Here is a 24,914-nt window from a genome sequence, read left to right on the forward strand (position 1 = left end):
CCTATATGATTGTGAGAATTCATATAGGAATCGTGCCAACGAAGTGAATTGACCAGAGAGAGAAGAAACCCATGACCTCCATCATTTCCATCCACACCCAGGACGTGCGGTTCCCCACGTCCCTGGAACTCGACGGTTCCGACGCGGTCAACGTTGACCCGGACTACTCCGCCGCGTACGTCGTCATCCGCACTGATGCGGGCGACGAAGGCCACGGCTTTGTTTTCACCTGCGGACGCGGCAACGAAATCCTCACGCACGCCATTGACGCCTACGCCGGCCTTCTCCTCGGCCGGGACATCGACGAACTGATCTACGACCTCGGCGGCGCCTCGAAGCGGCTCATCCACGATTCCCAGCTGCGCTGGCTCGGCCCGGAGAAGGGCGTCACCCAGATGGCCGCCGGCGCCCTCGTCAGCGCCCTCTGGGACATCCGCGCACGGCGCGAGCACAAGCCGCTGTGGCTCCTGCTCAGCGAGATGCCCGCCGAAGAAATCGTCGACGTCGTTGATTTCACCCACATCCGCGACGCGCTGAACCCCCAGCAGGCACTGGACATCCTGCGGGCCGGCGAAGACGGAAAGGCAGCCCGGATCGCCGCCCTCAAAGTGGACGGCTACCCCGCCTACACCACCTCGCCGGGCTGGCTGGGCTACAGCGACGAGAAGCTGGTCCGCCTGAGCAAGGAGGCCGCCGCGGTCGGCTTCTCCATGATCAAGCTGAAGGTGGGCGGCGACATCAACGATGACCGCCGCCGCATGGCTCTGGCCCGCCAGGCCGTGGGCGACCTCCCGATCGCCATCGACGCCAACCAGCGGTGGGAAGTGTCCGAGGCCATCGAGTGGGTCAACCAGCTCTCCGAGTTCAACCCGTACTGGATCGAAGAACCCACCAGCACGGACGACATCCTGGGCCACGCGGAGATCCGGAAGGGCGTTGCCCCTGTCCGGGTCGCCACCGGCGAGGCCGTCGCCAGCCGCATCGTGTTCAAGCAGCTGCTGCAGGCCGGTTCCATCGACGTTCTCCAGCTGGACTCCACCCGGGTGGGCGGCGTCAACGAGAACATCGCCAACCTCCTGCTTGCGGCCCGCTTCGACGTACCGGTTTGCCCGCACGCCGGCGGCGTGGGGCTGTGCGAACTCGTCCAGCACTTCTCCTTCTTCGACTACGCAGCCATCACCGGCAGCCAGGACGGCCGGATGATCGAATACGTTGACCACCTGCACGAGCACTTCGCCGAGCCGGTCCGAATCGTCAACGGCCGCTACGCTGCCCCGGAGCTCCCGGGCACCGGCGCCGAAATGCTCAGCGCCTCCCGGGCCCGCTGGGAATTCCCTGCCGGGGCCGGATGGCTCGAAGTGGGTGGCCGCGCCGCGGTGACAGGTGCCTCTGTCACGGGCGCCTCCGTGACGGGAGCCGGTGCACTCCGATGACCACCACGGTCCATGACCTCAACACGAGCGTCGACGCCGCCCACGCCGCCTTCGAAAAGGGCCGTGCCGCGGACCCCGTCACCCGGGCATCCTGGCTGGAAGCGATAGCAGCCGCGCTGGAGAACGACGCCGACGCGCTGGTGGAGCTCGCTACTCAGGAAACCCATCTGGGCGTGCCACGGCTCCGGGGCGAGCTGAAACGCACGGTCTTCCAGCTCAGGCTCTTCGCCACGGAGGTCCGCGACGGCGAGCACTTCGATGCCACGATCGATCACGTAGACGCCGACTGGGGCATGGGCCCGCGGCCGGATCTGCGCCGGCTCAACGTGCCCATCGGCGTTGTGGGCGTTTTCGGGGCCTCCAACTTCCCCTTCGCCTTCAGCGTGATGGGCGGCGACAGCGCCTCGGCACTGGCGGCCGGATGCGCCGTGGTGCACAAGGCACATGACGGGCACCGGAACCTCGCGCTCCGCACCGCCGGGACCGTCATCGCCGCGCTGGATGCCGCCGGAGCGCCGTCCGGGCTGTTCTCGCTCGTCACCGGCCGGCCTGCCGCGGAGGCCCTGGTGGACCATCCTGCCGTGAAGGCGATCGGGTTCACGGGTTCGACGGCGGGCGGCCGGGCACTGTTCAACCGTGCCGCCGCCCGGCCCGAACCCATTCCCTTCTTCGGCGAGCTCGGCGGCATCAACGCCGTGTTCGTCACCGAGAACGCCTGGGCGGTGCGACGCGACGAAATCCTCACGGGATACGCCGCCTCACTCACGATGGGAATGGGCCAGTTCTGCACCAAGCCGGGGCTGCTGTTTGTTCCGGGCGGACAGGCCGACGGCGTCCGGCAGGTTCTCAGCGGCGCGCTGGCGGGCTTTGCCGCAGCAAGGCTGTTGAGCCCGCGGTTGCATGACGGCTACCGGGAGTCTGTGCAGCAATTGCGGGGCACCACAGGCGTGGAAGTTCTTGTGGAAGGAGACTTCGACGAGGCGCCGGCGCCAACCGTGCTCCGGACAACCTCCGCGGCTGTCCGCAGTGATCCGTCAATTCTGCGGCAGGAAATGTTCGGGCCCGCCAGCCTGGTGGTGGAGTACAGCAACGAATCGGAGCTCCTGGAACTCACGGGTCTGCTGGAGGGACAGCTGACCACCACCCTTCAAGCGGAGCCGGATGATGATGTATCGGACCTCGCCGCACGGCTGACGGACATTAGCGGCCGGGTCCTCTGGAACGGCTGGCCCACCGGGGTCACGGTCTCCTATGCCCAGCACCACGGCGGACCATACCCCGCAACAACTTCGGCCACCACGTCTGTGGGAACGGCCGCGATCCGGCGCTTCCTCCGGCCGGTGGCCTACCAGTCGTTCCCGGAAGGGCGGCTGCCCGAGCCTCTGCAGGATGCCAACCCCTGGCGCGTTCCGCAGCGGGTGGACGGCGTGTGGCAGCGGCCCACACGGCAGGGAAAGACCGCAGTACAGACTGCGGGAATAGAGGTCCGGCCATGAGCGCCGCACTGGACCTAGGCGGGGCGTCGGTGCTCCCGGAAGACGCGGCGCGGGCGCTCCTGATCGGCCGCGTCTGGGACGTTGAAACCGGCGGGCCACGCGTGGTTGCCGTGCAGGAGGAGGACGTCTTTGACCTCCAGCATCTGGCCGGAACCGTCTCCGAGCTCCTGGAACGGCCGGATCTTGTGGCGGCCGTCCGCACGGCCATGACGCTGCCGCGCTGGAAGACCAGCGAGATCGTCCACGCGTCGCTGACGCAGGACGCGGCCAGCCCGCATTTCCTGGCGCCCGTGGACCTTCAGGTCATCAAGGCCTGCGGCGTGACGTTTGTGGACAGCATGATCGAACGGGTTATCGAGGAGCGCTGCGGCGGAGACGCCAGCCGGGCGGCCGAGATGAGGGAACTGGTGGGCCGTGCCCTCGGCGGCAGCATCAGCTCCATCCGGCCCGGCTCCCCCGCGGCAGTCGAAGCCAAGAAGGTGCTCATGGCCGAAGGGCTCTGGTCACAGTACCTGGAGGTGGGAATCGGCCCGGACCCCGAGGTCTTCACGAAGGCCCCGGTGCTCTCCTCGGTGGGGCTGGGCGCAGGGGTCGGGATCCCGGCGTTCTCCTCGTGGAACAACCCTGAACCCGAACTGGTCCTGATTGCCACCTCGGCCGGCACCGTTGTGGGCGCAACCCTGGGCAACGACGTGAACCTCCGCGATGTGGAGGGCCGGAGTGCCCTGTTGCTCGGGAAGGCGAAGGACAACAACGCGTCCAGCGCCTTAGGTCCCTTGATCCGGTTGTTCGACGACGGCTTCACCCTGGAGACGCTGCGCCAGGAGGAGATCCTGCTGCGCGTTGAAGGCCAGGACGGATACTCACTGGAGGGACGCAATTCCGTGTCCCGGATCAGCCGGCCGTTCGAGGAGCTCATCGCCGCTACGGTGGGAAAGCACCACCAGTACCCGGACGGCTTTGCCCTGTTCACCGGCACCCTCTTCGCACCGACCCAGGACCGGGACCACCCGGGACAGGGGTTCACACACCACATGGGCGACACCGTGACCATCCGCAGCCGCCACCTCGGCGCCCTGGTGAACGTCGTGGGGGCGGCGGAAGAACTGCCCGAATGGTCCTTTGGCCTGCGGCAGCTGTTCGGCTATCTTCATGCCCAACGCAACCAGGATCAACGCGAAGTCCGCGCATCAAGCAGTAAGGAATATGCCTCATGAGGTTCGCCCAGATTGGTGCCCCGGGCGCCGAACAGCCCGTCCTGGTCCACGGAGACCGGCAGTACTCGCTCCACAGCATCACACCGGCCATCAACGGTGACTTTCTGTCCAACGGCGGCCCCGCGGCTGCCGCTGCCGCACTGGCTGCGGGAACGCTGCCGGACGTCACGTCCGAGGACGTCCGCTACGGCTCTCCCGTGGCGCGCCCGTCCGCCGTCGTCTGCGTTGGCCTGAACTACGCTGCCCATGCAGCGGAATCGGGCGCCCAGCCGCCGGAGCATCCGGTCATCTTCCTCAAGACGCCCAATACAGTGGGCGGACCGGACGATGCCGTGGCCATTCCCCGGGGATCCACCAAGACCGACTGGGAGGTGGAGCTCGGGATCATCGTCGGGAAGCGTGCCTCCTACCTGGACTCCCCCGAAGCCGCCCGGGACCACATCGGCGGGTTTGTGGTGGTGGATGACCTCTCCGAGCGTGACTTCCAGCTGAACGTTTCCGGCGGCCAATGGTCCAAGGGCAAGAGCTCACCGGGGTTCTGCCCCACGGGTCCCTACCTGGTCACCCCGGACGAGGTCGACGCCGGCAAGCTGCGGCTGCGCAGCTGGGTCAACGGCGAAATCCGCCAGGACTCATCCACGGCGGACATGATCTTCGACGTCGACACCATCGTCTGGAACCTGAGCCAGTACATGGTGCTGGAACCCGGCGATCTCATCTGCACCGGCACCCCTGAGGGTGTCGCGCTGTCCGGGCGGTTCCCGTACCTGAAGGCCGGCGACGTTGTGGAAATCGAGATTGAAGGGCTGGGGCGCCAGCGCCATGAATTCACTGCATGAACGGAGACCTAGCAATGGAGTTTGAAGGCATCCGTGCCATCGTCACCGGCGGGGCCTCCGGGATCGGAGCGGCCACCACGGCGCATCTGACCCGGCGCGGGGCGAGGGTGGCGGTGCTGGATCTGAACCCGGAGGCGGCGACCGAAGCGGCGCTGTCAATCAGATGCGACGTGGCCGATGACGCCTCGGTGCGTGCCGCCGTCGAACGCGTTGCCCGCGAATTTGGCGGGATCGACGTCGTGGTCAACAACGCGGGCATTGGAGCCCAGGGCACCGTTGCGGACAACGACGACGCCGAATGGCACCGCGTCCTGGACGTCAACGTGATCGGCGCGGTGCGGGTGAGCCGGGCAGCCTTGCCCCATCTGCGGCAGTCCCCCGCCGCCGCGATCGTCAACACGTCCTCCATCGCTGCCACGGCCGGGCTGCCCGCCCGGGCACTCTACGCCGCCACCAAGGGCGCCATCCGGGCGCTGACGTTCAGCATGGCGGCCGATCACGTCCGCGAAGGCATCCGGGTCAACTGCGTCAACCCCGGCACGGCTGACACACCCTGGATCAACCGGCTGCTGAGCCAGGCGGATGACCCGGTAGCGGAACGCGCGGCGCTGGAGGCCCGCCAGCCGCACGGCCGGCTGGTGACGCCGGAGGAGGTCGCTGCGGCGGTTGCGTACCTGGCCAGTCCGCTGGCCGGTTCGACGACGGGCACTGAGCTGGCGGTCGACGGCGGCATGCAGGCGGTGCGCCTGCGTCCGGTCGAGTAACGTCCCGCCGGCGTAACAACCCGTCCGGGTAACGCCCCTGGGGTAACCCCGCCGAAGAACGAAGCGCCGAGGCGCCGTCGTGTCCTGATTGATCAGGACGCGGCGGCGCCTCTGGCGTGTCTGGAGGAGGCCCGCCTGCCCGGTCCCCGGCGAGCGCGCGCAAGCGGTAATTCAGGAAGGGCTTGACCTCCGTCACATCCCCTATATGATAGTGCGTATTCCTATATGATCTTCGACGGCGAACAACCGGGATCCCCGGACATCCGTCACCCCGCATCCGATCCGCATGAATAATCTCCAGGAGAGCACCATGTTCAAAGCAACACCGAAGTTGCTTCTTGTTCCGGCCATCGCGTTGGCCCTCACGCTGGGAGGCTGCTCCTCCGGCGGCACCTCGGCCGGCGCTGCGAGCGCAACAGGAGCCGTGGCGGACAGCCACCTCACACAGATTCTCAAGACGAAAACGATCAAGATCGCCGTCAGTGCCGACTCTCCGGGATACGGCGTGATGACGTCATCCGGTGAGCACGAGGGCTTCGACATTGACGTCGCGAATGCACTCGGCGCCTCGCTGGGCGCCAAGGTTGAATTCGTCACGGCCACGAACGAAAGCCGCATCCCGCTGCTGCAGACCGACAAGGCGGACGCCGTCATCGCCACCTTCACGGCATCGGATGCCCGCGCCCAGGTGGTGGACATGTCCGAGCCGTACGCCGCCAGCTCCACGGTCTTTATGGTGCCCGCCGGAAGCCCGATCGGCAGCTACGCCGATCTGGACGGCAAATCCGTGGCCACGTCCCGGGGAAGTGTGGGTGAGCAGATCCTCAAGGCCACCTTCCCGAACGCCAAGATCGCCGGCTTCAACACCACGGCCGATTCCATCCAGGCCCTCAAGAGCGGCAAGGTGGACGCGCTGATTGAAAACAACGCCATCATCGGCGGGCTCGTGAAGAGTGATCCGTCCGCATTCCAGGTGCTCAAGGGCGACCCGATCAAGCCGGCGCTGTTCTCCATCGGCGTCAAGCAGGGCGACCAGACGTGGGTTAACTACATCAACAACTTCATCCGGAACTACACCATCTCCGGACAGAACGAGGCCTCCCTGCAGAAGTGGTTCGGGCTGGAACTTCCGCCCTTCCTCGCCCACTAACAGTATTCGGACGCACTCTCCGGTGTGGGTGGAGGACAGGCAGTTGTTCACCCACACCGCCGTTCACGGATAGGACCCTTTGCTCATGGCTTTATATTTCGGAGACCTTCTCCCGTTCAGCTCGCTATTGCTTGAGGGGCTCTGGACAGCTCTGTACATCACGCTCGTGGCCATGGTGGCGGGAAGCGCACTCGGCGTCTTTCTGTACCTGGGGAAGGTCGGGCCCGGAAAAGCAGTCAGCATCTTCTGCACGTGCTACATCGAGGCCATCCGCAACACGCCTCTGCTGGTGCAGCTGTACCTGATCTACTTTGCCCTTCCCGCGCTGGGCATCAACCTCGAACCCATCTGGGCCGCCGTCATTGGCCTGACCCTCAACAACGCGGCATACACGGCGGAAATTTACCGGGCCGGCTTCGAGTCGGTGCCCCACGGCCTGCGTGATGCCGGCAAGGCGCTGGGCATGAAGAACGCCCAGATCGTGCGCTACATCGTGTTGCTGCCGGCCACCCGGAACGTTTTCCCCGCACTGACCAACCAGCTGATTCTGCTGTTCCTGGCTTCGTCGATTGGATCCATCATCTCGCTTCCCGAACTGACCAACGCGATCATGAGCGTCAGCAACACCACGTACCGGACCATCGAGGTGCTCGCAGTGGGCGGGCTGCTCTACCTTGGCGTTTCCGCCCTGCTGTCCCTGGCCTCGAAACGGGCCGAAACGACGCTGTTCCGGTGGGCGGTGGGCGCACGTGTTTAGGGCCTTTGATTGGCAGGACCTCATTCCGCTGGCCAAGGGGGCATGGCTGACCATTCAGCTCTGCGCCATGTCCGGCATTCTCGGCATCGTCTTCGGACTGATCCTTGGCATTGCCAGGACGTCCCCCAGCAGGATCGCCCGGTGGATCAGCACCATTTACATCAGCTGCGTGCGCGGCATCCCGATTCTGGTCATCATCTTCTTCATCTTCTTCGGGATCCCGCTGCTGTTTCCCGGCCTGGAACTGGATAAGTTCGCCTCGGCCGTCATCGCGCTGACCTGCTTCGCCGCCGCCTATGTGGCAGAAATCGTGCGGGGCAGCATCGAGGCCGTCCCCAGGGGGCAAAGTGAAGCGGCAGACGCCCTCGGGCTCAACTACTGGGCGAAGCTCCGGTATGTGGTCATGCCGCAGGCCAGGAAGATCATGGTTCCGCCCGGCGTCGGCTTCATCATTGGCCTGGTGAAGGATTCCTCCCTGGTGACGGTGACCGGGCTGGTGGAGCTGACCCACGCGGGCAACATTGTCACCAACCTCACCGGTGACCCCATCATGACGTTCCTGACGGTCGCCGCCATGTACTTCGTCATTTGCTACAGCATCTCCCTGCTGGGGCGCCTGTACGAGAAACGGACCGGCATCCACGTAGACCCCCTCAAACTTCCCGAGCCCGCGAGCGTTTAGATCGGAATATGACTGTGATTTTTGTTGAGAATTTGAATAAGAAATTCGGCCCGAACCATGTCCTCAAAGGCGTTGACTGCCACATCCGTGAGCGTGAGGTGGTGTGCGTCATCGGCCCCTCGGGTTCAGGCAAGAGCACGTTCCTGAGGTGCATGAACGGCCTGGAATCGATCACGTCCGGCAGCATCGTGATCAACAAGCACCGGCTGGACGATTCGAAAACGAACATCAACCTGGTCCGACAGGAAGCGGGTATGGTCTTCCAGCATTTCAACCTGTTCCCGCACCTGAAGGTCATCGACAACGTTATGCTGGCCCCGCTCAAGGTGGCCAAGGTCAACAAGGACGAAGCCCGTGCCAAAGCCGAAATGCTGCTGGCAAAGGTAGGACTGGCCGAAAAGATGGAGGCCTTCCCGGGGAGCCTGTCCGGCGGTCAGATGCAGCGTGTGGCCATAGCACGCGCGCTGGCCATGGATCCAAAGATCATGCTCTTTGACGAGCCCACCTCAGCCCTCGACCCGGAAATTGTCGGCGAAGTGCTCACCGTCATGAAGGACCTGGCCAATGAAGGCATGACCATGGTTGTGGTCACCCACGAAATGGGCTTCGCCCGGGAAGTGGCCGACCGCGTGCTTTTTATGGACCAGGGACTGATCGTCGAGGAAGGCTCCCCGGATGAGATCTTCTCCTCGCCGCGGAACGCCAGAACTCAGGGGTTCCTCAGCAAGGTTCTGTAACGGAGACAGGCAGTGAGCGGACGACGGCGGGGGACCCCGCCGTCGTCCGCTTGTGTTGGGTGCCGCGCAATTCGTGGTGCCACATCACTGCGGTGGTCAGGCCGCCAGCGGCACGTCGAAAAGCTGCTCGGCTAGCCGGATGAGGTGCCCGGGTGCATCGGATTCATCCCCGCGGCGTCCGTTCCCGAGGAACACTGCCGTCCCGTTGAGGGTGTCGTCGAGATAGACGCCTGCTTCGCGGATGAGCACTTCGGCCCGCGCGTTCTGGGGGAGGCGGTTTCCCTCGTCGTTCAGGTAGACATGCCAGTCCCTGCTGGTGATGGATTCGACGTTTCCTGCAACCAGTTTCTGCAGGGCTCCCATGACCGTGTCCACGGTTTCGATGCGCACCGGTTGGGCGAGGTGCGCCGGGACGATCAGGGCGTTGTAAGTGGTGTTCATGGTGTTGTCCTTGCAACTGAAACGAATGGCGTGGGGTCCCAGTGATGGCGGGCAGCCGAACGGGGCTAGGAGTCTCACATTCGGCTGCCCGCAGTTTATTTAGCGCTGGTTTTTGCGCGGCTTTGCGAACAGAGTTTCACTGGTTTCGTTTTTAGCTTTTTTGTCGGCTCTCTTTTCGAGAATTGACTTTCCTGCTTTTTTGGCGCTGACGCTCTTGGGCGATTTTCCTGACATTGGAATCACACCTTTCTATTCTTTGGGTCTACCCGATACCATACACACTTATATTTTTATTGCCAGTTTCCAGAAAAAGCATCACAAGGCTCTAGGGGAGGGCTCCAGGCGGCCGTCACAGCTTTTCGGATTCCCGGACTAAAACTCGTTGCGAAATGCAGATTTCCACACTTGGCCGAGAATCGACCTTTTTATGCGGGCCGTGCAGGGTTTCACTGTATAAACGCGCAGAGGCCTCGCGCGGGGAATGCACATTTCCTAATCCGACGCAGAACATTAATCGCTGCTGGAGAAATTTAGCGTCGGAAAGTGCGCAACCGTCGCCCGGCAGGGATTTGTAAACGCGGGCTACGCGACACCCGCCAGCTGCCCCCTGCGGAGGGGCGAGTGGATTCGGATGCGGCCACCGTCTAGCGTGAGTTCCATGTCAGCGTCCGATGCCTCTGCGAAGTCCAGCAGCAACCCCTTGCTCGTCCTGGGAAAGATCACCTCGATCCTCGATGCGTTCTCCCTCTCCAGGCCGGTTTTGTCGCTGAGCGATATCCGCGAGCACACGGGAATGCCCACGTCCACGGTGCAGCGGCTGGTCACGAACCTGACCTCGCAGGGATTCCTTGACCGCGAGGACGATGCCTACCGCATCGGCATGCGCATGGCCTTCTGGGCCGCCCCGGCAACCCGCGGCATGGAAGTTGTGGACATCCTCAGTCCGTTGCTCAAGACCTTGCGGGACGCCACGGGTGAGACCACGTGTTTCTTCAAATCGGAGCAGCACAACCGCGTGTGCGTGGCCATGGCGGAAACCCGCCATGCGCTGCGCCGCGAGATGCACCTGGGCAAGATTGCCCCGTTGCATGCAGGTTCGGCCGGGCGGGTCCTGCTGGCGTGGGATCCGGAACTCATGGACGCCGTGCTGCACGATCCCCTGACACCAATCACCGAATCCACCATCACCACCACCGAGGACCTGGTGGTGGCGGTCAAACAGACCCGCAGGGACGGGTTTGCGATCACCGTGGGCGAACGTGAAGACGGCGCGTCCGGCCTTTCCGCCCCGGTCTTCGATTCTGCGGCCGGACTGGTGGGGGCTGTGACCATCAGCGGGCCCACCCTCCGGATGCCGCTGGAGACCTGCCAGGAATGGGTGGAACCACTGCTCAACACAGCAGAAAACATGACCAGAATGATCGGTGGCCGGTTTCCTGGCGAGGCTTAGGCCCCTGCAGAAGACCCCGGGCTACAGGGCAGCAATCGCCTGTCCGGCAGCCCACATCGCGGCCCTCGCCGACCACGACGGCGTCAGCAGACGTGAGCAGCGCGTCGAACCCGGCTGCGTCCCCTTGAAGCTGACCGGGGCAACAAGGATCGTTATGCCCTGACGATGGTGTTGACAGCATGGAGCGGCAACCGGCCCTCGGCGATGGCGATGGCATTGAGCGCGCTCAGCCGGGCCATTTCACTGCGGACGCGGACGGTGGCGCTGCCGACGTGCGGCAGCAGCACGGTGTTGGGCAGTTCGGCGAGTCCCGCTGCCAGACGTGGTTCGTCCTCGAACACGTCCAGCCCTGCGCCGGCAATCACGCCGGTGCGGAGGGCCTCCACCAGGGCCGACTCATCCACCACCGGCCCCCGTGCGGTGTTGATGAGGATGGCATCCGGCTTCATCCGCGCCAGCACTCCGGCGTCCACGAGGTGCCGGGTCTGATCGTTCAGCGGAACATGCAGGGACAGGAAGTCGCTGCGTTCCACGAGCTCAGTCCATGGCACTTGCCGCACCTTGCCGGCGAACTCGCCGAGTTCCTCGTCGCTGACGGGACGGTCTCCCGGCGGCCGCGGCGAGAAGACCACTTCCATGCCAAACCCCAGCGCACGGCGGGCGGTGGCGCGGGCGATCCGTCCGAACCCGGCCAGGCCCAGCACGGCCCCGGAGACATCCCGGCCCAGCAGCAGCTCCGGTTCCCAGCCGAGGAATTTTCCATCCCGGACCAGCCGGTCTGCCTCCACCACGCGGCGGGCTGCGCCGAGGATGAGCAGCATGGCGATGTCCGCCGTCGCGTCCGTCAGGACCCCTGGCGTGTTGCCCACCAGGATGCCGTGCCTGGTGGCGGCGTCGATGTCGATGTTGTTGTAGCCGACCGCGTAGTTGGAGACGCCCTTCAGGCGGGCATCAGCCAGGAGGGGTGCATCAACGACGTCGCGCAGCTGGGTTAAAACAACGTCGTACTCCCCCGAGGCGCACAGCGCCGACAACGTCCGGTAGTCCGGCGGTTCGGGCAGCACGGTTACGCGGCCGGCGTCGGACAGCAGTTGAAGGCCGGGATCCGGGATCGCGGTGGTCACCAGGAAGCTGTTGCCCATTATCAGTGGCCTCCCGCGGCGCCGGACGCAGCTGCGCTGGCTGAGGGCAGTACCCAGTCGAAGGCTTCGGCTTTGGACCGGGCTCCCTGGGCGGCTTTGGAGCGGTTGAGTTCGCCCAGTTCGGCGAGCAGCTTCTCGGACAGGACCACGAGGTCCGCGAAGGTGCCGGTCGTCAGCCACTCCGGGCGGGTGGCGAACAGGATGTCTTCGCTGGAGGTGTTGCCGCTGGCGCCCGGGGCGAAGGGGCACCCGCCGAGGCCGCCGAGTGCGCCGTCCACCATGGCTGCGCCGGCCTGGATGGCGGCGAGGGTGTTGGCTACTCCAAGGCCCCAGGTGTCGTGGCCGTGATAGACGATCCTCCGGGCCGGGGATTCTTCCCGGACGCGGGTGATCAGCCCGGCGACCTGGGCGGGGATGGCCTGCCCGAGGGTGTCGCAGATGACGATGTCGGTAGTGCCCTCGGCACGGGGATCGTTGGCGATGGACAGGATGCGTTCCTCCGGAATGTAGCCTTCGAACGGGCAGGTGAACGACGTCGCGATGCAGAGCTGGATCTGCCCGTTGACCGCCTGGGCGTACTTGATCGCCTCGGGCAGGGCTGCCAGGCTTTCGTCGGTGGTGCGGCCGATGTTCGCCTTGTTGTGCGAATCCGAAGCCGACAGGCAGTACTGGAAGTTCCGCGCGCCCGCCGCCGAGGCCTTGGCCACGTGGCCGGGAGTGGCTACCCAGATCCAGCACTTTTCCAGTTCCTCCGTGGTGAGGGCCTGGACCACTTCCAGCGTGTTGGCCATGGTGGGGACGAGGTCCGCGCGGGCCATGGAGCCCAGCTCGATGGCGGGCACGCCCAGGCGCAGCAGTTCCCGGACCGTTTCGACTTTCCGCTCGGTGGAGAGCAGTTTCCCGGTCAGCTGCAGCCCGTCCCGGAGGGTCACGTCCCTGAGGGTGGCGTTGCCGAGCGTTGCAGCGAGGCTGTTTTGGAGTTGGTTCATGGCTGGAGTGCCTCCTCGCGGCCGGCGGCCGCACTGATCTCTGCAGGGTCCATATTGAGGAGCCCGCCGAGGATTTCGTTGGTGTTCTCGCCCAGGTCCGGGCCAAGGTTCCGGATGGGCAGGGACTGGTCCCCGATGACCGGGACGATGCCGGGGAAGCCCACGCCGGGCAGGATCTCGTCCCCGGTGGAGACATCGAACTTCTGGATCATGTTCCGGGCCGCGTACTGGCTGTCGGTGCTGATGTCCGCCGCGGTGTAGATGGGACCGGCCGGAACGCCGGCGTCATCCAGGGCTGCGAGGGCGTCTGCGGCGTCCAGTTCCCCGGTCCACGCCGCGATGGCCTGGTCCAGTTCTTCGCGCCGCTCCCAGCGTCCGGCGTTGGTCTGCAGCGACGGGTCTGCCGCCAGGTCGGGGCGGCCAATGGTGTCCATGTACCGCTGGTAGATCGAGTCTCCGTTGCCGGCCACCACGATGCTGGCGCCGTCCTTGCACATGTACGCATTGGAGGGTGCGATCCCTTCCATCCGGCCGCCCACGCGCTGCCGGTCCACGCCGTAGGCCTGGTAGTCCGGAATGAGCGATTCCATCATGGAGAACATCGCCTCGTTGAGGGCAACGTCGATGATCCGCTCGGTGAGCGGCACAGCGCCAGACGCGTCCCGGCGTCGTGCTTCCCGTTGGTACAGGCTCATCATGGAGCCGAAGGCGGCGTAGAGGCCGGCGATCGAGTCTCCGATGGAGACGCCCACGCGGACCGGCGGGCGGTCCGGGTCCCCCACCAGGTTTCGGAACCCGCCGTAGGCTTCGGCGACGGCGGCGAAGCCGGGGCGTTCGGACAATGGACCCGTCTGCCCGAAGGCGGAGATGCGGGTGATGATGAGGTCCGGGTTGGCGTCGTTGAGCACCTCGGGGCCGAGGCCCCACCTTTCCAGCGTGCCCGGACGGAAGTTTTCCAGCAGGATGTCCGACTTTGCCACGAGCGCGAGAACGGCCTTTTTGCCGGCCTCGGTCCTGAGGTCCAGCACCACTGACTTCTTGTTGCGGTTGATGGTCCGGTACAGCATGGAGGTATCGCCCTTGTGCAGGCGCCAGTTGCGCAGCTCATCTCCGGTTCCGGGCCGTTCAACCTTGATAACTTCGGCACCGAAATCGGCAAGCAGCCTGCCGGCGGTGGGAGCGGCGATGTAGTTCCCGAGCTCCAAGACCCGTACTCCTGCCAGGGGCGCGATGGGTGTCTGTGTCATGTCATTCTTCTTTCGTTGGCGTGTGCCTGGACGGACTGGCGGGTGGGCAGGGTCCGGTCAGAGCAGCAGGCTCATAGGCAGGATCAGGAGCATAGCGACCACGGAGGCCACCGAGACTCCGACAGTGACGGATTTCAGGGCGCCCCTCACACTCTGCCCCAGCAGGGACTGCAGGAGCCAGAACGTGTTGCTGGTGACGTGGACCATGAAGAGGGATCCGGCGCCGGCGGAAAGGGCCAGGAGCACGGGGTCCAGCCCGATGGCCGGGGCAATCGGGGCCAGCAGTCCGGCCGCGGTGATGGCGGACAGCGTCACGGAGCCGACGGCGATGTGCAGCACCGCGGCAATGGCCCAGACCACGAGCAGCGGGGCCACCGTGCTCGCTGAGAAGAAGCCGCCCAGGATGTCGCCGAGGCCCGCCGCGGCGACGGTTGCGGCAAGGGACCCGCCGACGCCGGTGAGGATGAGGATCTGTCCGCTTTCCTTGAAGCCCACGGTGATGGCCTGTTCCACGCGGTCCTGGCCGATGGCGGAGCGGGCGACCAGGCAGGTGCCGATCAGGCCGATGAGCAGGGCGATGACGGGCTCGCCGAGAAGCTGGAGCCAGGGCATCTCGATGTTCAGGATCTGCAGGATCGCGCCGGCACCGATAAGGAGCAGTGAGGTCAGGAGCGGGGCGAAAAGCAGGATCAGCGGCGCTTCCTTCCGTTCGCGTTCGGCCACCGCAACGGTTCCCCGGCCCGGCTGGGCGCCCGCAGCGCCGGAACCCGACCCGACGGAACCCGGCCCGCCGGAACCCGGCCCGCTCCCCTGAGGCTGGCCGGCCGCTGGGCGAGTGCCGCCGTCGTACTCTTCCTCCCCCTCGCGGTCCTCCTCCTCAACGAACGTGTGGTCCTCGTCCTTGGCTTCGTTCCAGAAGCCGCGGCGGAAGAGGAACGTCATGATGGCGATGGAAATGATGATGGTGGGGACCACCAGGAGGAGGCCGAACAGCAGCATCTTGCCGAGGGGGACGTTCAGGAGGCCGGCCAGGGCGAGGGACGCGACGCCGGGAACGGTAAAGACGATGCCGCATTCGAGGGCGATGGCCATGGCGGTTGCCATCCGGGCGGTGCCCAGCTTGCCGATCTTCGGCGCCAGCTTGCGGGCCAAGGGGGCGGAGATGACGAGCAGCACGTCCAGGAAGATGGACTGCAGGACCGTGCCGATGGCCAGGCCCATGGTGTACGGCAGGCGCTTGGGGCCGAACGTGTCCAGCAGGTGCTCCACGAGGCGGCGGATGGCGCCGCTCTGGTTGAGGATGGAACCCATCAGCACGCCGAAGGCGATCAGCAGGCCCACGTCCACCATGATTTCGCCGAAACCGGAGGTGATGGTCTTGACGGTTTTTTCGACGCCGAATCCGGCGGCGAGGCCCAGGTACACCGACCCGATGACCAGGGCGATGACGGGATTGACTCTAAAACGGACAATGAGGACCACGGCGGCTAGGACCGCCACGGCCGTATTGATCAGGACAGCTATGTCTGACATTGGGGGAATCCGATCGTTTGGCCTTCCACGTTGAAGGCTTGGGAACAGATGTGCACCGTGAGGAAGGCCACATCTCTAAACCCATATTATGGGATGCGGCTCACAATGCAAGACATTTTATGAATTTTGTTTCCGGATGACCCCGGTCCAGCCGGTCAACAAGCGTGGCGTGGCGCAGCCGGAACGGTCGCCAGTTGGCGCCGATACTGCCAAACTGAGCCAATGAATGAGGCCCTCCCACCGTCCCGCAGGCCAGGCATCCGAGCTGCGATGTTTGTTGACTTCGACAACGTCTTCACCGGCCTGCAGGCACTGGACCCGCTGGCGGCGAAGCGCTTTGCCGAAGACCCGAAGCACTGGGCCGACGCGTTGTCAGCAGGCGGGTCCGGCGAGGACGCCCGCAGGTTCCTGATCCGCAACTGCTACCTGAACCCGGTGGTGTACTCGAAGTACCGGACCTACTGGACCCGCGCCGGCTTCCGCGTGATCGACTGCCCGTCGCTGACGCAGCGCGGCAAGAGCAGCACGGACATCAACCTGGTGCTTGACGCCATGGACGCGCTGTCCGGCAACGTGGGCATCGAAGAGTTTTTCATCGCCTCGGCCGATGCCGATTTCACGTCCCTGATCCAGCGGTTCCGGGCCGCTGACCGGATGACCACGGTCATCGCGGCCGGCGCCGTGGCTTTCGCCTACCGCGAGATGGCGGATCACGTGGTGGAGTCCCACGACTTCGTCGCCATTCTCAACGGCTCCACGGTGGAGCCGGTCCATGCGGTGGCATCCGGGAAACAGCCGGATGCCCCGGTCACAGCGAAGGCGAAGTCCAAAGCCAAGGCCTCGCCTGCCATCCGTGAGGTCCTCGGGTTTGTCCGCGCCGCACCGGGACCGGTGAACGGCGCGATGGTGGCCCACCGGGCACTCACGGCAGAGCCGTCCCTGAAAACAGACTGGGGCGGCTGGGGAAAGTTCGGGACCTGGGTGTCCCAGATCGGCCAGGGCGTCGAATACTCCCCGGCAGAAGGCGGCTGGGTGTGGGACGCGAAGCGGTTCTCGAACGAGGATCTGCCTGCGCCCGCCGACCTCCAGCCCGGCATCGAGGAGCAGGTCAGCAGGGTCACCGATGTGCCGGCACTGTCCGCAGCCCAGTTCCGGCAGATGTTCCAGGCCATGGCAGCCAGGCTCCGCGAGCATCCGCTCAACCGCACCGAACTGTCCCGGCAGGTGCGGGACGACTGCGTCAGCGCGGACCAGCCGGTGTCCCGCAACGCCGTGAGCTTTGTCCTTCAAGGCCTGGCCTACGTCAACTTTCCGCTCACCGACGAGGCGACGGCGGAAGGCCTGGCCGCAGCCTGGACCGCAAACGTGGAGGAACTCTGCCGGGTGGCGCTCCTGGAGTTCGACGCCGCCGAGAAGCTCGCCGTACGCCGCTGGGCCAGCGGCGGACTGCTGGACGCGTGAACAACTGAACAACTGAACAACGGAGGAAGCGGAGGAAGCGGACGACGGCGGGACCTCCCGCCGTCGTCGTTTTCAGGTTGAGGCACCGAAGTTGCCAGGTTGACCCCGGCACCGCCGCCTGCAGCCTGACAGAATGGCCCAATGGAGATCGCGCTGGGACTTCTGGTTCTTGTTTCGGTGGTGTGCGCCGGGAGCGCCCTGGGCCGGAAGCTTGATATTTCGGTTCCGCTGGTCCTGGTGCTGGCCGGAGTCCTCGGTTCCTTCCTCCCCTTCGTTCCGCATATTGAGCTGAACCCCGAACTGGTCCTCGTGGGCCTCCTTCCGCCACTTCTGTACGCCGCGGCGTTGCGGACGTCGCTCTTCGACTTCGGCTCCAACCGGCGCGCCATCGGGCTGCTCTCCGTGGGCTATGTCATTTTCGGAACCATCACAGTGGGCTTTGTAGTCTGGTGGCTGTTCCCCGAGATCCCGCTGGCCGCAGCTATCGCCCTCGGCGCAGTCCTGGCGCCGCCGGATGCCGTGGCCGCCACCGCCATCGCACGGAAGGTGGGGATGCCGCGCAGGATTGTCACCATCCTTGAGGGTGAATCCCTGGTCAACGACGCCACCGCGCTGATCTGCCTCCGCGCCGCCATCGCCGCCATCTCGGGGTCCGTGTCCGCAGCGGGAATCGCCGGCGACTTTCTTGTCGCGGCCGGCGGTGGGCTGGTGGTGGGCATGGCCGCCGCCTACGTGCTGACCGCGCTCCGCAAGCGGATCCGGAACGTGGCGATCAACACCTCGACCTCGCTGATGGCCCCGTTCGTCGCGTACCTTCCCGCGGAAGCGATGCACGCGTCCGGCGTCCTCGCCGTCGTCGTTACCGGGCTGGTGATGGGCACCAAGGCGCCATCCATGCCCAACGGCGCGGCCCGGCTGAGCCAGCGCAGCAACTGGAACACGGTGCAGTTCCTTCTCGAAAACGCGGTGTTCCTGCTGATCGGGCTGCAGGTGCGGACCATCATCGAGGGCGTCCAGGACGACTCCCTTGGCGCGGGTCGGATCTGGGCCGGCTGCGCTGTGATCCTGCTGGCGGTGCTGGTGCTCCGGCCGGTGTGGGTGTTCCCGGCGACTTACCTGCCCCGGCTGATTCCTTCCGTTCAGCGGAACGACCCGGCGCCGCCATGGCAGTTCCCGGCGATTGTCTCCTGGGCCGGGATGCGAGGGGTGGTCACCCTGGCCGCGGTGCTGGTGCTGCCCGCTGATCTGGAACACCGTTCGGTGCTGATTCTGGCTGCCTTGGTGGTGGTGGGCGGCACGCTGACGCTGCAGGGTTTCACGCTTCCAGCGCTGGTCCGGCTCCTGCGGGTACAGGGACCGGATCAGCGCGAGGACGCGCTGAACCAGGCTTCGCTGATGCAACGGGCCACGGCTGCCGGCGTTGCCCGCCTGGACGAACTGCGCACAGAGGACGATCCGCCGGAGGTCGTAGCCATGCTGAAACGGCGCACCCAGGAGCGCGGGTTGGCTGCCTGGGAACGGCTGGGCCGGCCGTCGGCGGAAACAGCCACCCCCAGCGAGCGTTATGCCCGGCTGCGGCTTGCCATGCTGGAAGCGGAACGGGCCAAGGTGCTGGAGCTGCGGCGCGGCGGCGAGTATGCCCAGGAGGTCCTCAGCGATGTCCTCGAACGGCTGGACGTTGAAGAATCCATGCTGGACGTGGCTTTGGACGAGGTGGACACTTCCGGCGAGGGCGGCGGGGAAGGGATCGCGAGGCCGGGCGGGGTGTGCGGCCATCTCGAATCGGCCCGGTCCCTGGCGGTGCCCCGCAACGCCCGCTGCGCGGATTGCCTCCAGGAAGGCACGACGACGGTGCATCTGCGAATGTGCCTGGGCTGCGGCAAAGTGGGGTGCTGTGATTCCTCGCCCGGTACCCACGCTTCCAGGCACTTCGAACGGACCGGGCACGCGGTCATGCGGAGCATCGAACCGGGAGAAGACTGGCGCTGGTGCTACCAGGACGACCTGCTGGGGTGATGGCGGGAGGTCCCCGGGGCTAACCTTCGGGCATCTGGATCACACCGAGCTGGCGCATCAGGCCGAGATCGTCGCGGTCCGACCAGTGCTCGACGATCTTTCCGTTGTGGACCCGGTGGATCGCCACTGCGGTCTCCCGGAGTTCGGCGCCTGTGGGAGGCAGCGGTCCGGGGAGTTCACCCTCATGGTGACCGGTCGCCGTCAGCCTGGTGACCACCTTGTCCCCTTCGGCGACCTGGTCCTGAATCTCGTGGGTGCCCGGCGTGGCCGTCCAGAATATGCGGAAGGCCTGTTTCAGGCCTTCCCGTCCGGCCGGGAGCCCGGGAAATGGCGGATTATGGTCTAGGTAGTCTTCAGCCACCAGATCATCCATCGCATCGATATTCCCGGCGTCTATCTCGGCGTAGAAGCGCCGCACGAGCGTTTTGTTGTCCTCGGATTCCACGGCCGTCCTTCCATTTGTACACGGAGTACGTACTCGGACCGGCTCATCTTTGCGGGCAATCAAGCGTCCGGTGGGAGGCCAGTCTAAGCCCGCTGGGCCGGCCTTGGTAGGTCACGACGGCAGAGCTTCAGTGCCGTTTCGAGCCGAACGCCAGAGTGCGGTGGATTCCAGTGTGGTCCAGGGCGCCGTCGCCTTGGGCCACCATCTCGTCGAACAGCTCCGTCACGGTTCGGCTGAGCGGCAGTTCAAGGCCCCCGGCAGATGCCGCATCCTGGATGAATCCGAGGTCTTTGAGCTGGTTCTTGGCGCTGCCGCCGCCGTCGAAGTCGTTGCTGATCCACCGCTGGCCCTTCTGCCGGAGGACGGCGGAATCGGCCAATCCGCCTTGCAGCAGCTCGAGCATGACCGCCAGATCGAGACCTCCGCTTCGGGCCAGGAGCATGGCTTCCGAAACTGCGGTCACAGTGGCGGCCACAACGATCTGGTTGCATGCCTTGGCGAGTGCCCCCGAGCCGCTCGGACCCATATACCGGACGGTCGTGCCTATGGCCCCTAGGACGGGCTCCACCGAGTTCACTGCGTCCCGGTCCCCACCGACCATGATGCTGAGGGTTCCGTTCTCCGCACCGACGGTGCCGCCGCTGACCGGCGCATCAAGGACCGTGACCCCGTGTTCACGGAGCATCCGCTCGGCAAAGGCTGCGACGGCGGTCGGCGACACCGTCCCGTGAACCACGAGGACCGGACGCACGATGCCTTTTGCCGCCCAGCCGGACAGCAGGCCCGCCGGTCCGGGCAGGAGCGATTCTACCTGTTCCAGATCCGGCAAGACAGTGAGTACGACGTCGGACGCAGCGTCAGCCGGTGATGTTGCGGCGCGTGCACCCAGCGCCACCAGGGGTTCCGTTTTCGCGGCTGTCCGGTTCCAGACGGTGAGATCGCCGTGCAGGTCCAGAAGCTTGCGGGCCATGGGACCGCCCATGGGGCCGAGCCCCAACAGGGCGAGCGAGGGTCGCGGGGCGTCGATCATGGTCAGTCCTTATGGTTTTGAAGCGGCGTGAAACTATAGTGGAACCGGTACACTTTTGTACCACGCGGGCGGTCGCGTGTAAATCAGGGGCCGGCAGATGCGCCCCACCACCAGCCGGAGGCCAGGGTTGGACTCTTGGAAATCTAGGAGCGAGCTTTCGGCCGCGCCACGCTGGACCGTTCAAGGAGTTCCGCGTCCACACGGATCACTGTCGGCTTTCCGGCGCTGTTCCCGTTGGCGTTGGACAGTGCCAGCTGTACGGAGTGCCGGGCCAGCAGATCGATGGGCTGCCGGACAATCGTCAGCGGCGGCGTCATAAGTTCGGTCCACGGGGAATCCTCAAACACGATGACCGACAGGTCTTCCGGAATTGACACCCCGGCATGCGCAAGGCGCCGGAGTACGGCTGTCACCTGGGCGGTATTGGCCACCACAACTGCGGTGGGCGGATCCTCCAGGTTGAGCAACGCCGTCATGGCATCGCCGCCGGCGGCTCCCCGGAAGGGCGTGGAGCGGATCAGGACATCATCCTGCTCCAGTCCGGCCGCTTCCAGGGCTTCGCGGTAGCCTGCGATCCGGTCGCGCCCGGTTGTTGATGACGCGGGGCCCGAGACTATCGCAATGCGGCGATGCCCGTAGGCTGCCATCAAGGCTGTGGCCGACCGCGCCGACTCGATGTTGTTGATGGTTACGACGTCCACCGCCGGCAGCGCCGGGATAGAGCGGTCAACAAAAACCACATCGGTCCCCATGTCCTGGAGCTTTTTCCAGATTTCCAGGTTGTTCCCCGTGGGAGTGGCGATGATCCCGCTGACCCTGCGCTCGATGAGCGTGGAAAGACGCTCCGACTCGAGCTGGTCGTCCTCCTGCGTTGTCATCAGAAGCACCTGGATCCCGCGGGAGTGAGCCTCCTGCACCACCTGGTCTGCCAGCCGGGCAAAGAAGGGGTTGGAGACGTCGGCCAGGAGCAGGCCCAGTGTGGTGGGCGGTCCGTGCTTCAGCTCTCTGGCTGCGGTTCGGGGGTGGTAGCCCAGGGTTTCCATCACCTCGCTCACCCGACCCCGGGTTGCCGCTGCCACGGGGCCGGAGCCCGGATTGAGGACCCGGGAGACGACGGCGACAGACACCCCCGCGGCGGCGGCAACATCGCGAATGGTCGGCTGCTTCTGCACGTGTACTCCTTGATCGGCTGCTGCGGCCCTTCCGGAACCTCCGGCAGGAACTTTTTCAGACTAGGGTATTGACCTCGTCGAGCAGGTGTGACATAAAAGTGTAACCGGTTCCATTATGTTTACTTCGGAGCCGGTTTGTCCACCGCAGCACCGCCCGGATTTCAGCCAGCACACCCCAGCCAGCCACCCGAGCATCGTTTCACCGCAACGCTGCGGCGGACCCAATGCTTTCCGCCGGCCATCCACACGGGATAGAGCCGCACCCCTTTGAAAGGTAGTTATGAACCTGCACAAACTTCTGACCCAGCGTGAGGCCGAGGGCGCCCCGATCCGCGTGGGACTGATCGGCGCCGGCCGTTACGGCACCATGTACCTGGCCCAGGCCCGCAACATCCCCGGCATCCACGTGGTAGCCATTGCCGATATCAACGCCGAGCGCGCCAAGGGCGCGCTGAAGCTGGTCGAGTGGCCCGAGGAAGCCTTCGCTGAGGACATCGAGACCGCACTTGCTACGAGGGCCACCACCGTCGTGACCGATGCATCAGCCCTGTTCGACGCCGATCTGGACGTCATCGTGGAGGCCACCGGCAACCCGATCGTTGGCATCAACCACGCACTGCGGGCCATCGAAACCGGCAAGCACATCATCATGGTGACCGTTGAAGCCGATGCCCTGGCCGGCCCGGCCCTGGCCAAGCGGGCCCAGGAGGCCGGCGTCGTCTATTCACTGGCCTACGGCGATCAACCCGCGCTGATCTGGGAACTTGTCGACTGGGCGCGGACCTCCGGTTTCGACGTCGTCTGCGCCGGCAAGGGTGCCAAGTACCTCCCCCATTACCACCAGATGAACCCGGACAATGTGTGGGAAAACTGGGAATTCTCGAAGGAACTGACAGACTCCGGCCAGCTCAACCCCAACATGCACACCTCCTTCCGTGACGGCACAAAAGCTGCGATCGAGATGGCGGCCGTGGCCAACGCGGCGGGCCTTCGTCCCTCCGACGAAGGACTGACGTTCACCCCAGGGAACGTGGAAGAGATCGCCACGATCTGCCGGCCCTCGGCCGACGGCGGTGTGCTGAGTAATATCGGAAGCGTCGACGTTATGTCCAGCGTGACACGTGACGGCGACTGGATCCCTCACAACACCCAGGAAGGCGTTTTCGTCGTCGTGAAGGCCACCAACAAGTACGTCTCCGGCTGCTTCCAGGAATACCCCTGGCACCCGGATCCCACCGGCCAGTACGCCGCCCTCTACCGCCCGTACCACTACGTCGGCCTGGAGCTCAACGTCTCCATCGCCAACGCAGTATTGCGCGGCGTGGCCACCGGCGCCCCGGAAGGCTTCTACGCCGACGTCGTCGCCTGCGCCAAGAAGGATCTTCACGCCGGGGAAATCCTCGACGGCGAGGGTGGCTTCACCGTCTGGGGCAAACTGATCTCAGCCGAAAAGTCCGTCCGCGACGGCGCCCTTCCTGTCGCCATGGCCCACCACGTCAAGCTTGTCAACGACGTGCCTGAGGGCGGCATCGTGCGCTGGGACGATGTCGAAATCGACACGTCCCTGGAAGAAGCCCTGAAGCTGCGGCGCGAGACGGAGGCCCTCGCACTCGACGTGGTGCCCGCGACATGATCGATCGCCGCACTTTCCTGGGCGCCGCGGCGGCGAGCATGTTGCTCGCCGGCTGCGGGGCCACCCCGGGAATTGACCCCAACCGTGCCGCCTCGGCCGGAGGCACTCTGAAGTTTGGCAGCTGGCAGTGGCTCGAGCCCGGCCGCGGCGAGGCCATGTGGCAGGCGATCCAGGCCTACAAGGAAGCCAACCCGTCCGCGAGCCTGGCCCAAAGCACCACGCCGTTCCTTTCCTTCGCTGACAAGCTCAACACCGAGCTCGGCGGCAAGGGCGGGCCGGACGTCTTCGTGGTCCAGGACGTCAACTTCTACCCGCTGGCCGACGCCGGCATCCTGGCCCCGCTGACCTCGGTCCTTTCCGATCACAAGGGCAACCCGTTCAACCACACCAACAAGTCCGGCCTCGTCAACGGCGTGCAGTACGGAATCACCTGGGAACGGCTGAACTGGAACTTCTTCTGGAACCGCGGCATCCTGGAGAAGGCCAACGTCACCCCGCCGGAAAACGTCGCGGACCTGATCTCGGCAGCTACCAAGATCCGTTCCGCCACCGGCCTGGACGGGTTCGGCGTCCGCCACCAGATGACGGAATTCGATTCCTGGTTCATGGACTTCGACGTGTGGACCTACGGGCACGGCGGATCCTGGTCGGACGGCTCCCGCCCCACGATCGACTCCGCACAGAACATCGCGGGCGTCGAGGCCTTCGGCGAAATCTACCGTTCGGGTGCGATGCCCATCGGCGACGACGCGTCCACGATGCGCACGAAGTTCCGCGAAGGCCGCCTCGGCATGATGATCGACGTTTCCTCCACGGTGGCCGGTATCCTGCGGTCCTCCAAGGCGCTGACCTCAGCCGATATCGGATTCGCCGAGCGCATCCCGCTGCCCCAGCCGTCCGCGCACCAGGAAATCGTGCTGGCGGTCAACGGATACAGCAAGAACAAGAACCTGGCCGTCGACTTTGTCGGCTGGGTGGGCTCCGACGCAGGCCAGGCGGCGCTCCGGAAGGCCATGGGCCCCTCCACGCTGGCCACCGATGTGCCGCTGGCCCCCGACTATGCCGCAGCCAACCCGTGGGCGAAATCGTTCATCGACCTGGCCTCGGAGTCGAGGAGCCCGCTCATCAAGGGCTACGAGGCCCAGACCAAAGCCATCATGCGCGAAGTCATGACGCAGGTGGAACGCTACCTCGTAGACGGTGGTGACGCCGCGGCGGCGCTGTCCACCGCACAGAAACAAGTAACTCAGCTTCTCGGCTGAGTGAACCAAAGCAAAGGA

At 65.4% G+C, this 24,914-nt stretch carries 23 protein-coding genes; 14 read left to right on the forward strand and 9 right to left on the reverse strand.

Annotated elements, in window-relative coordinates:
* Nucleotides 1-71: 71 nt before the first annotated feature.
* From ACZY0Q_RS19430 to ACZY0Q_RS19470, 9 genes are all read left to right on the forward strand, one after another.
* Nucleotides 72-1,433, forward strand: coding sequence for an enolase C-terminal domain-like protein (locus ACZY0Q_RS19430; RefSeq protein WP_463919294.1), 1,362 nt, complete (start codon nucleotides 72-74; stop codon nucleotides 1,431-1,433).
* On the forward strand, nucleotides 1,430-2,929 hold the full coding sequence (locus ACZY0Q_RS19435) for an aldehyde dehydrogenase (NADP(+)) (protein WP_463919296.1): 1,500 nt from the start codon (nucleotides 1,430-1,432) through the stop codon (nucleotides 2,927-2,929). Before ACZY0Q_RS19430 ends, ACZY0Q_RS19435 begins: the two co-directional genes overlap by 4 nt.
* A complete protein-coding gene (locus tag ACZY0Q_RS19440; protein ID WP_463919298.1) occupies nucleotides 2,926-4,146 on the forward strand; it encodes a fumarylacetoacetate hydrolase family protein in 1,221 nt (406 codons plus the stop codon). Before ACZY0Q_RS19435 ends, ACZY0Q_RS19440 begins: the two co-directional genes overlap by 4 nt.
* On the forward strand, nucleotides 4,143-4,985 hold the full coding sequence (locus ACZY0Q_RS19445; protein ID WP_463919300.1) for a fumarylacetoacetate hydrolase family protein: 843 nt from the start codon (nucleotides 4,143-4,145) through the stop codon (nucleotides 4,983-4,985). Before ACZY0Q_RS19440 ends, ACZY0Q_RS19445 begins: the two co-directional genes overlap by 4 nt.
* Nucleotides 4,986-4,999: 14 nt before the next feature.
* Nucleotides 5,000-5,749 (forward strand): SDR family NAD(P)-dependent oxidoreductase, encoded by a 750-nt coding sequence (locus ACZY0Q_RS19450; RefSeq protein WP_463919404.1) that lies wholly within the window; start codon nucleotides 5,000-5,002, stop codon nucleotides 5,747-5,749.
* Nucleotides 5,750-6,059: 310 nt separating this feature from the next.
* Nucleotides 6,060-6,899 carry a transporter substrate-binding domain-containing protein gene (locus tag ACZY0Q_RS19455; RefSeq protein WP_463919302.1) on the forward strand — a complete coding sequence of 280 codons (840 nt, stop codon included), beginning with the start codon at nucleotides 6,060-6,062 and terminating at the stop codon, nucleotides 6,897-6,899.
* Between the two features lie 85 nt (nucleotides 6,900-6,984).
* Nucleotides 6,985-7,656, forward strand: a complete 672-nt coding sequence (locus tag ACZY0Q_RS19460) for an amino acid ABC transporter permease (protein ID WP_463919304.1) — start codon at nucleotides 6,985-6,987, stop codon at nucleotides 7,654-7,656.
* Nucleotides 7,649-8,338: an amino acid ABC transporter permease gene (locus ACZY0Q_RS19465; protein ID WP_463919306.1), complete on the forward strand. Its 690-nt coding sequence runs from the start codon at nucleotides 7,649-7,651 to the stop codon at nucleotides 8,336-8,338. The genes ACZY0Q_RS19460 and ACZY0Q_RS19465 overlap by 8 nt, the downstream gene beginning before the upstream one ends.
* Before the next feature lie 8 nt (nucleotides 8,339-8,346).
* The gene (locus ACZY0Q_RS19470) at nucleotides 8,347-9,075 is read left to right on the forward strand and encodes an amino acid ABC transporter ATP-binding protein (RefSeq protein ID WP_256471159.1); all 729 of its coding nucleotides are present in this window, start codon (nucleotides 8,347-8,349) and stop codon (nucleotides 9,073-9,075) included.
* A gap of 96 nt (nucleotides 9,076-9,171) precedes the next feature.
* On the opposite strand, the gene ACZY0Q_RS19475 is transcribed toward ACZY0Q_RS19470, so the two are convergent.
* A complete protein-coding gene (locus ACZY0Q_RS19475; protein ID WP_463919308.1) occupies nucleotides 9,172-9,516 on the reverse strand; it encodes a DUF3846 domain-containing protein in 345 nt (114 codons plus the stop codon).
* 99 nt (nucleotides 9,517-9,615) lie between these two features.
* The gene (locus ACZY0Q_RS19480) at nucleotides 9,616-9,750 is read right to left on the reverse strand and encodes a hypothetical protein (RefSeq protein WP_463919310.1); all 135 of its coding nucleotides are present in this window, start codon (nucleotides 9,748-9,750) and stop codon (nucleotides 9,616-9,618) included.
* Between the two features lie 424 nt (nucleotides 9,751-10,174).
* Between ACZY0Q_RS19480 and ACZY0Q_RS19485 the strand changes: the two genes are divergently transcribed.
* Entirely contained in the window at nucleotides 10,175-10,966 is a 792-nt protein-coding gene (locus tag ACZY0Q_RS19485; RefSeq protein ID WP_463919312.1) for an IclR family transcriptional regulator, read from the forward strand.
* A 152-nt stretch (nucleotides 10,967-11,118) separates the two neighbouring features.
* Here ACZY0Q_RS19485 and ACZY0Q_RS19490 read toward each other — a convergent pair whose 3' ends face one another.
* Genes ACZY0Q_RS19490 through ACZY0Q_RS19505 form a run of 4 tightly spaced genes read right to left on the reverse strand, consistent with a single transcriptional unit; the run spans nucleotide 11,119 to nucleotide 15,877 of the window.
* Nucleotides 11,119-12,108, reverse strand: coding sequence for a 2-hydroxyacid dehydrogenase (locus ACZY0Q_RS19490; protein ID WP_463919313.1), 990 nt, complete (start codon nucleotides 12,106-12,108; stop codon nucleotides 11,119-11,121).
* Between the two features lie 2 nt (nucleotides 12,109-12,110).
* Nucleotides 12,111-13,097 carry a beta/alpha barrel domain-containing protein gene (locus tag ACZY0Q_RS19495; RefSeq protein WP_463919315.1) on the reverse strand — a complete coding sequence of 329 codons (987 nt, stop codon included), beginning with the start codon at nucleotides 13,095-13,097 and terminating at the stop codon, nucleotides 12,111-12,113.
* Entirely contained in the window at nucleotides 13,094-14,344 is a 1,251-nt protein-coding gene (locus ACZY0Q_RS19500; RefSeq protein ID WP_463919317.1) for a CaiB/BaiF CoA transferase family protein, read from the reverse strand. Before ACZY0Q_RS19500 ends, ACZY0Q_RS19495 begins: the two co-directional genes overlap by 4 nt.
* A gap of 57 nt (nucleotides 14,345-14,401) precedes the next feature.
* On the reverse strand, nucleotides 14,402-15,877 hold the full coding sequence (locus tag ACZY0Q_RS19505) for a GntP family permease (RefSeq protein ID WP_463919319.1): 1,476 nt from the start codon (nucleotides 15,875-15,877) through the stop codon (nucleotides 14,402-14,404).
* Nucleotides 15,878-16,099: 222 nt separating this feature from the next.
* On the opposite strand from ACZY0Q_RS19505, the gene ACZY0Q_RS19510 reads away from it, so the two are divergent.
* A complete protein-coding gene (locus ACZY0Q_RS19510; RefSeq protein ID WP_463919320.1) occupies nucleotides 16,100-17,338 on the forward strand; it encodes an NYN domain-containing protein in 1,239 nt (412 codons plus the stop codon).
* A 141-nt stretch (nucleotides 17,339-17,479) separates the two neighbouring features.
* A complete protein-coding gene (locus tag ACZY0Q_RS19515; RefSeq protein ID WP_463919322.1) occupies nucleotides 17,480-19,354 on the forward strand; it encodes a Na+/H+ antiporter in 1,875 nt (624 codons plus the stop codon).
* 19 nt (nucleotides 19,355-19,373) lie between these two features.
* Here ACZY0Q_RS19515 and ACZY0Q_RS19520 read toward each other — a convergent pair whose 3' ends face one another.
* The 3 genes from ACZY0Q_RS19520 to ACZY0Q_RS19530 form a co-directional block, all read right to left on the reverse strand.
* Complete coding sequence (locus ACZY0Q_RS19520) at nucleotides 19,374-19,799, reverse strand: ester cyclase (protein ID WP_463919324.1); 426 nt, start codon at nucleotides 19,797-19,799, stop codon at nucleotides 19,374-19,376.
* 127 nt (nucleotides 19,800-19,926) lie between these two features.
* The gene (locus ACZY0Q_RS19525; RefSeq protein ID WP_463919325.1) at nucleotides 19,927-20,829 is read right to left on the reverse strand and encodes an NAD(P)-dependent oxidoreductase; all 903 of its coding nucleotides are present in this window, start codon (nucleotides 20,827-20,829) and stop codon (nucleotides 19,927-19,929) included.
* 143 nt (nucleotides 20,830-20,972) lie between these two features.
* Nucleotides 20,973-22,001, reverse strand: a complete 1,029-nt coding sequence (locus ACZY0Q_RS19530; RefSeq protein ID WP_463919327.1) for a substrate-binding domain-containing protein — start codon at nucleotides 21,999-22,001, stop codon at nucleotides 20,973-20,975.
* Between the two features lie 280 nt (nucleotides 22,002-22,281).
* On the opposite strand from ACZY0Q_RS19530, the gene ACZY0Q_RS19535 reads away from it, so the two are divergent.
* Together ACZY0Q_RS19535 and ACZY0Q_RS19540 are read left to right on the forward strand one after the other, a co-directional pair.
* Nucleotides 22,282-23,634, forward strand: coding sequence for an NAD(P)H-dependent oxidoreductase (locus ACZY0Q_RS19535; RefSeq protein ID WP_463919328.1), 1,353 nt, complete (start codon nucleotides 22,282-22,284; stop codon nucleotides 23,632-23,634).
* Nucleotides 23,631-24,896: an ABC transporter substrate-binding protein gene (locus ACZY0Q_RS19540; protein ID WP_463919330.1), complete on the forward strand. Its 1,266-nt coding sequence runs from the start codon at nucleotides 23,631-23,633 to the stop codon at nucleotides 24,894-24,896. Before ACZY0Q_RS19535 ends, ACZY0Q_RS19540 begins: the two co-directional genes overlap by 4 nt.
* Nucleotides 24,897-24,914 lie beyond the last annotated feature (18 nt).

Source organism: Pseudarthrobacter lactosi, from assembly GCF_055412785.1.

What these genes read in the sequence shown, in the direction of transcription:
- ACZY0Q_RS19430 (WP_463919294.1), top strand. Translation starts at nt 72, where the DNA reads ATGACCTCCATCATTTCCATCCACACCCAGGACGTGCGGTTCCCCACG.
- ACZY0Q_RS19435 (WP_463919296.1), top strand. Translation starts at nt 1,430, where the DNA reads ATGACCACCACGGTCCATGACCTCAACACGAGCGTCGACGCCGCCCAC.
- ACZY0Q_RS19440 (WP_463919298.1), top strand. Translation starts at nt 2,926, where the DNA reads ATGAGCGCCGCACTGGACCTAGGCGGGGCGTCGGTGCTCCCGGAAGAC.
- ACZY0Q_RS19445 (WP_463919300.1), top strand. Translation starts at nt 4,143, where the DNA reads ATGAGGTTCGCCCAGATTGGTGCCCCGGGCGCCGAACAGCCCGTCCTG.
- ACZY0Q_RS19450 (WP_463919404.1), top strand. Translation starts at nt 5,000, where the DNA reads ATGGAGTTTGAAGGCATCCGTGCCATCGTCACCGGCGGGGCCTCCGGG.
- ACZY0Q_RS19455 (WP_463919302.1), top strand. Translation starts at nt 6,060, where the DNA reads ATGTTCAAAGCAACACCGAAGTTGCTTCTTGTTCCGGCCATCGCGTTG.
- ACZY0Q_RS19460 (WP_463919304.1), top strand. Translation starts at nt 6,985, where the DNA reads ATGGCTTTATATTTCGGAGACCTTCTCCCGTTCAGCTCGCTATTGCTT.
- ACZY0Q_RS19470 (WP_256471159.1), top strand. Translation starts at nt 8,347, where the DNA reads ATGACTGTGATTTTTGTTGAGAATTTGAATAAGAAATTCGGCCCGAAC.
- ACZY0Q_RS19475 (WP_463919308.1), bottom strand. Translation starts at nt 9,516, where the DNA reads ATGAACACCACTTACAACGCCCTGATCGTCCCGGCGCACCTCGCCCAA.
- ACZY0Q_RS19480 (WP_463919310.1), bottom strand. Translation starts at nt 9,750, where the DNA reads ATGTCAGGAAAATCGCCCAAGAGCGTCAGCGCCAAAAAAGCAGGAAAG.
- ACZY0Q_RS19485 (WP_463919312.1), top strand. Translation starts at nt 10,175, where the DNA reads ATGTCAGCGTCCGATGCCTCTGCGAAGTCCAGCAGCAACCCCTTGCTC.
- ACZY0Q_RS19490 (WP_463919313.1), bottom strand. Translation starts at nt 12,108, where the DNA reads ATGGGCAACAGCTTCCTGGTGACCACCGCGATCCCGGATCCCGGCCTT.
- ACZY0Q_RS19495 (WP_463919315.1), bottom strand. Translation starts at nt 13,097, where the DNA reads ATGAACCAACTCCAAAACAGCCTCGCTGCAACGCTCGGCAACGCCACC.
- ACZY0Q_RS19500 (WP_463919317.1), bottom strand. Translation starts at nt 14,344, where the DNA reads ATGACACAGACACCCATCGCGCCCCTGGCAGGAGTACGGGTCTTGGAG.
- ACZY0Q_RS19505 (WP_463919319.1), bottom strand. Translation starts at nt 15,877, where the DNA reads ATGTCAGACATAGCTGTCCTGATCAATACGGCCGTGGCGGTCCTAGCC.
- ACZY0Q_RS19510 (WP_463919320.1), top strand. Translation starts at nt 16,100, where the DNA reads ATGAATGAGGCCCTCCCACCGTCCCGCAGGCCAGGCATCCGAGCTGCG.
- ACZY0Q_RS19515 (WP_463919322.1), top strand. Translation starts at nt 17,480, where the DNA reads ATGGAGATCGCGCTGGGACTTCTGGTTCTTGTTTCGGTGGTGTGCGCC.
- ACZY0Q_RS19525 (WP_463919325.1), bottom strand. Translation starts at nt 20,829, where the DNA reads ATGATCGACGCCCCGCGACCCTCGCTCGCCCTGTTGGGGCTCGGCCCC.
- ACZY0Q_RS19535 (WP_463919328.1), top strand. Translation starts at nt 22,282, where the DNA reads ATGAACCTGCACAAACTTCTGACCCAGCGTGAGGCCGAGGGCGCCCCG.
- ACZY0Q_RS19540 (WP_463919330.1), top strand. Translation starts at nt 23,631, where the DNA reads ATGATCGATCGCCGCACTTTCCTGGGCGCCGCGGCGGCGAGCATGTTG.